Annotated in this window: 3 protein-coding genes; all 3 read right to left on the reverse strand. The window is 71.4% G+C overall.

Annotated elements, in window-relative coordinates; genetic code table 11:
- Window positions 1-454: 454 nt before the first annotated feature.
- The gene (locus ASD62_RS03390; protein WP_157581293.1) at window positions 455-1,291 is read right to left on the reverse strand and encodes a hypothetical protein; all 837 of its coding nucleotides are present in this window, start codon (window positions 1,289-1,291) and stop codon (window positions 455-457) included.
- Between the two features lie 5 nt (window positions 1,292-1,296).
- Window positions 1,297-2,025, reverse strand: a complete 729-nt coding sequence (locus tag ASD62_RS03395; RefSeq protein WP_157581295.1) for a hypothetical protein — start codon at window positions 2,023-2,025, stop codon at window positions 1,297-1,299.
- Window positions 2,026-2,481: 456 nt separating this feature from the next.
- Entirely contained in the window at window positions 2,482-3,369 is an 888-nt protein-coding gene (locus ASD62_RS20555) for a vWA domain-containing protein (RefSeq protein WP_235530617.1), read from the reverse strand.
- Window positions 3,370-3,484 lie beyond the last annotated feature (115 nt).

Here is a 3,484-nt window from a genome sequence, read left to right on the forward strand (position 1 = left end):
TCTGGCGGCACCACGAACGTGGTCGGGGCGATGGACAGTCGGCGGTCACGATGACGTTCGTTCGCCGCACGCCAGCTCGCATCACACGTGACTGCTCGCTGCGTGACCGTCTCGAGGACCTGGAGGAACTGGTCGCACCGGATGGCTCGTTCGTCGGCGAGCTCCTGGAGCTTTTCGACGAGCGTGGCGATGGCCGCCCCTTGACGGGCGTCGATGGCGGCCTGCACCTGGAGCTCGTGCAGGTGACGCCTCGCGTTGAGCCGACGCTGGTGCAGCGCGTCAAGGGCATCGAGGAAGGCCAAACGCTCCTCGCGCAGCTCGACCAACCACGCCGACGCCAGCAGGTCCCGCACGGGGGCGGGACCGTCAGGCACCCGTGGATCGTTGCGCCGACCAGACTCTGCGCCGAGCCGGCTCCACGACTCCGGGTCGAAGGTGTCCGGAGTGGCGCGGCTCATGACGCCACCCTGCGGGCCCGAAGACCCCCGTGCAGCTCTCGCAGCACCGGCAGCCAGTCGGCGGCGGCGGGCCGGACACTCACCTGCCGCAGGCCTGCCGTGAGCAGGTCGGCCGCCTCGCCCGTGACCGGCGGGTGGGACGGAACCTCGATGCTGGAGGTGGAGTCCATGATGGGGCCCTCGTAGCGGAAGAACAGGCGCAGGAAGGCCATGGCCAGCTTGAACTCATCTCGCTCCCGCCCTTCGACTCCCGGCCACGGGCAGCTCCATAGGGGCGTCTGCGCCTCCCTGAGCGCCCTTGGCCGGCCGTTCACCTCGGCCGCATCGCAGTCGATCAACAGGACACTGGGGCAGCCGTCGCCCGTCCACAACACGTTGCTGGCCGACAGGTCCCCGTAGGTGGCCCCGTTGCGGTGTAGGACGTCAAAGGCGGTCGCGAGTTGGACCATGATCGCGACCGCCGCCCGGGGCGTCGCCGGCTCCAACCCGACGAAGCGCGCCGCCTCCGACATGAAGGCCCACGAGAGGTCACGAGGCAGCACGCCACCTTCGACCGTGTGCCAGAAGTCCCGAGGCGCGCGGTTCATGAGGATCCCCAGGGTCCCGCCCGGGCAGTCGACCACCTCGAGCGGCCAGGCCGTGTGCTTGTCCACCACGGCCCGGTCCCGCGGACTGAGCTCGAGTCGCCACTCCACGAGTGCGCTCAGACCGGTCTCGTCCACCCGCACCCCGCTGCGGTAGCGCTTGAACAGCCGCCCTGGGTCCGACGGCAGCTCGTAGACGTCACCCTGGCCTCCGCTGCCGAGAAGGGGGCCGACGTCCAGTCTCGTCATCGTGATCATGCCGGCCTAGGCGCGGCGAGCGCGGCTCCGGGGGACACCACGTCGGCAGACGCGGACGCGAGATCGGCCGGACGAAGGTGCAGCTCCGCCAGGAAGGGACTCCCCGCCTGCACGTCCCGCGTGGACACGAGTCGCGGCTTGCCCGCTCGGCGGTCGGACAGGAGCCGGCGGAAGAGGCGCTGCTCGGCCAGCACACGGTTCCTGTGCTCGCCATCACGGGCGGGCAGTCGGATGTCCGCCATCACCTCGATCCGGGTCCGGGTCGCCCGTGCGACGGGCGGCACGTACCCGCGCGCGGTGTGGAATCCGGCCGTCCAACGCATCTCGACCGCGTCGTGGACGGCACCGGTTTCCTCGTCGACGAGTCGGGCCCACAGCTGCTGGGGCGACGCGCCGCGGGGCTGAGAGCGGCGCCGGCCGATGGCGGCCGCCCACACGGTGTCGGCGATCCCGAACCGGATGCCGTACGGACCCAAGTCCACCCCTGACGCCGCGACCCGGTCCCACTCGACCTCGGCGCACCCGGGGACGATGATCGCCGGCGGGGCCTGGGCAGGGCTGGCGTCGCGCCAGCGGTCCGGGAGGACGCTGCCGACGAGGCGGAGCACCGCCGACAGCGTGTCCTCGTCCACCCCGGCCTCGTCGGCCCGCGCCGCGTCGAGGGCGTCGCGGATCCGCCCTTCGGCGCCAGCCCAGTCCCGGCGGGACCGCAGGAGTGCTGCCAAGGAAGGGGCCAGGCCGCGGGACCCCCAGGCGCGCCAGGGCTGCGCACTCCGAGAGGCCAGGACAGCCGCTTCGAGTATCCAAAGCTCCCGCGGCGACGGGACCGGCATGCGTCGGCGGGTCCAGTCGAGGAGGACCAGCCGGCGCTCGGCGCCGTTCAAGCGGCGGACCGAGCCGTCGTCGCCGTACTCGTAGCCACTGCCGCTCGACAGGTCGAGCGTCGCCCGTCGACCGTCAACCGACAGCCTGTGGACCCGGCCGCCAGTCGGACCATGTGCGAAGCGCGAAGGAGGTGTGGCGGTCGGAGCGTCCGTCGGGGCGTCCTTCGGCACGAGCGTGCGGGCACGCCTGGTCGACCTCGGGTCGAGGTTCACGATGAGTCACCTTTCGGGTCGAGCTGCTGCTCGACCGACGCGCGAGAGGCTGGCCCGGGTGCTGCCAGCCCCTGCACGACGTGGTCAGTCGACGGTCGGCCCGATGGGGTCGATGAGGGCCATGCCCGCGGTGGCCGGGTCGATGCTCGGGTCCACCACCGGCACCATGGTCGGTGCGGTGGGGTTGCCAGCCTGTCCGTTAGCCGTGACCGTCGCCGAGACCATCGACCGCAAGATCACGTTGAGGATCGTCTCGAACATCGTGTCCGGGTCCTCACCCTGCCTGGCGAAGTAGGCCAGGCCCTCGTCCGCGATCGTGCGGATGGTGGCAGGGTCCGCGTCGCGGTATCCGAAGGCGAAGACGTTGGGCTTCCACGAACGCGACCTGAGCTCGGCGAGCGGTGCCCTCCAGTCGTGACCCGTGTTGTGCTCGCCGTCGGAGACGAAGAAGACCGAGGGCCGGAACGTCTGGCGTCGGCGGCCGTCGGCGGTCACCGCCAGCTCCGGCAGCGCAGCGCGGTATGCCGCGAGGACCTCGGTGAACGCCGCATGGAAGTTGGTGCCCTGCCCCCGCGCCTCGATGGCCGGCATCTGCACTGACGGGTCGGCGACGAGGGTCAGCTGGAGGTCCGTCCGAGCCGTGTCCGCGAACGTCACGATCCCGAGGTAGGCGTTGGAGCTCGTCATCCCGTTCTGCCGGAGCCTGGAGCGGAACCGCTCGAGTGCTGCCGCAGCGCCGGCCAGGTCCTCCGCCATCGACCACGACACGTCGAGCACGATCAGGCCGGGGACCGCGATCCCCACCTCCCCGACCTCGGCAGGACCCTCGAGCGCAGTCGTCGCGCCGGGAAGCACCCCGGCGGGACCCTCGAAGAGGTCAGGCGCTGCCGTGAACTGTAGGGCCTGAGCAGCCGTGTGGACCGGAGTTGATGCACTGGGAGCTGCGCCGCTGACGGGGGTGCCACTGTTCATGTTAAGTGTCATGTCCCTCGAGGCGAGGTCCGCGAGCCGCCGGTGACACCAAGGCAACCCGGCAGCCCCGACGAGCAACGGTACGGCGGGCGACGCCCCTAGGGCACCGCCCGCC

This window comes from Phycicoccus sp. Root563 (genome assembly GCF_001427915.1).
Lineage (GTDB): Bacteria > Actinomycetota > Actinomycetes > Actinomycetales > Dermatophilaceae > Pedococcus.

Excerpts from the sequence above, each read along its gene's own strand:
- ASD62_RS03390 (WP_157581293.1), bottom strand. The coding sequence starts at position 1,291 with ATGACGAGACTGGACGTCGGCCCCCTTCTCGGCAGCGGAGGCCAGGGT.
- ASD62_RS20555 (WP_235530617.1), bottom strand. The coding sequence starts at position 3,369 with ATGAACAGTGGCACCCCCGTCAGCGGCGCAGCTCCCAGTGCATCAACT.